This is a genomic window from Streptomyces sp. NPDC037288 (genome assembly GCF_055603265.1).
In genome coordinates this window covers 1-1,910 of the sequence record NZ_JBVJVY010000141.1, presented here as the reverse complement: position 1 = coordinate 1,910, position 1,910 = coordinate 1, and the positions used below count along the sequence as shown (strand labels likewise).

At 60.9% G+C, this 1,910-nt stretch carries 1 protein-coding gene; it reads left to right on the top strand.

Features of this window, described 5'->3' with window-relative positions:
- The first annotated feature begins 824 nt into the window (after positions 1 to 824).
- Positions 825 to 1,040, top strand: a complete 216-nt coding sequence (locus tag ACZ7GZ_RS42320; protein ID WP_471033097.1) for a hypothetical protein — start codon at positions 825 to 827, stop codon at positions 1,038 to 1,040.
- Positions 1,041 to 1,910: the final 870 nt, after the last annotated feature.

Here is a 1,910-nt window from a genome sequence, read left to right as displayed (position 1 = left end):
CCTGCTCGCCGCGCTTGGCCTGCTCATCGGTGTTTTGCGCTTCGGCCCTGGCCTTCGGATCGTGCCCGACGTTGCGCAGGTAGCTCTTGGGGTCTCGAATCTCTTGCCAGATGCCGTTCCGGTCCAAGCCGTGGCCCACGAGGTGGGTGTAGCCCCGTGTGGAGGATCCAGCCGTGAAGCTGTGCCAGGACCCGTCCGGGGCCTGCCCGTAGAACTGTGTGCGCCGGTATTGCGGTTGCTGAGGCTGCCTAGGCTGCGGATTCCTGTTCGGAACAGGATGGTTACCCCTGTTGTCCGGAAGCGGAGACTGCGGGTAGTACCGCCGCCATACTGTAGCGATCTCCGCACGGCTAGGTAACTGTGGAGCACCGTCGCCGATATAAGGCCTCATAACTTCGTCGGGATCACCCGGGTTGTACATGTTCCCGCCGCTTGAGTGCCACAATCCAAGAGCATGACCAATTTCGTGTACAGCTACACTGATTTGCTTGGAAAACCGTGGGGAATTTCCGGCGAGCGTCCTGCCGTCGAATAAGGAATAGTCAAGCCCAATATCACCGTGCCTGCATCCGGTTTCATAGCACTCGTTCAGTTGAGCCAAGCCCAGACGATTCCCCCCCAGATTTCTTCGGCCGAAGAACAAAGTGGGAGTGTCCCTGGGCCCGGCCGGCCTGAGTAAGCCATTACCACCGAGTTTGGTATTCCAGATCCCTACGGCCCGCTCAATCGCGCTCCTTGTCGTGCGGTCGGCGCTCCACCCGATGGTGTAGTGAATGACGGGCGCCTGCCGCGTTCCCGAGGGCTGCATACGGTACAGCCACGGGGTGACAGCCGCCGAACTGGTGGTGGCGTTCGCTATTTGGAAAGCTCCAGTTACGGCCAAGGTGGCGGTCGTCGCGGAGAGAACACGCTTGTACGTCTTTGCCTTGCTGGCCTGCTTCTCCAAGCGATGCCGGCCGTGCCTCTTGCCCTCGCCTGTCATCTTCTTTCCCTTCCTGCTGCTGCGCTCGCGTCATGCAGTTGATACGCGAAGCTTCTGATCCCACCTGTCCGAGGGCTCTCTATACTGCCCTCGACCGGGAATTGACACAGAGTGCCATTAACACACTGGTCGACGGGCTCCGTCGCACTCTCGCGGCGCTCCATACCCTTGCCCCACCACAGCACGCGCCATGGAATTCAGCCATTGCTCACGCAGACCGTATATGCGGCTGGAGACTGCGGCCGACAGCTCACCCGACACAGAGCCACCCGGACGCCGCACTCGCAACAGAATGCGCAAACAGCAGGCGACAACCTGCCAGTACGATTCTCACGCTTCTCGATTCCTACCGAGTGACACCCAGCGACGGACGAACGCTCCACGCGATCCCCTGACTGGGAAATGGGCACAAGGAAATCCGGTTCCTGATTGCGCTCCAGTCTTGCTGTCCAGACCGCGCTGCGCTATATGCACATCACCTATAACTGTGGAGAAGCCTGTGTCCAGACTTCACATTCCCGGATCTACTACATTATCTGGGCCTCCGGATCCAGGGAGACCTGGACGACGCCAGAAGGCTGTGATCCAAACAACAGCGGGCAGCGGCAAGGCCGCCGCCAATCCATTCGTGCAGAGGGCGCCTGGAAGGTAACCAGTCAGGCCCGCATGCCTTGCAACCGCTGTGAAAAGACCAGTTGGACGGGCCTGCGGCCCGCTACTTGCAACTACGCAACGTCAGTGCGGGATTGTTGATGTCCCGCGGTGCCAAAGTGAACGGTCCCCTCCCCGTGGATGCGGGGAGGGGACCGTTCACAGTTGAGTGAGAGAGGCTGGTGGGTTTCTTAGATGGCGGCTCCGGTGGTCTTGCGGCGGCGGAGGTAGTAGCCGGCGCCGAGGGTGAGCAGTCCTGCGGCGGCGCTGCCCACGG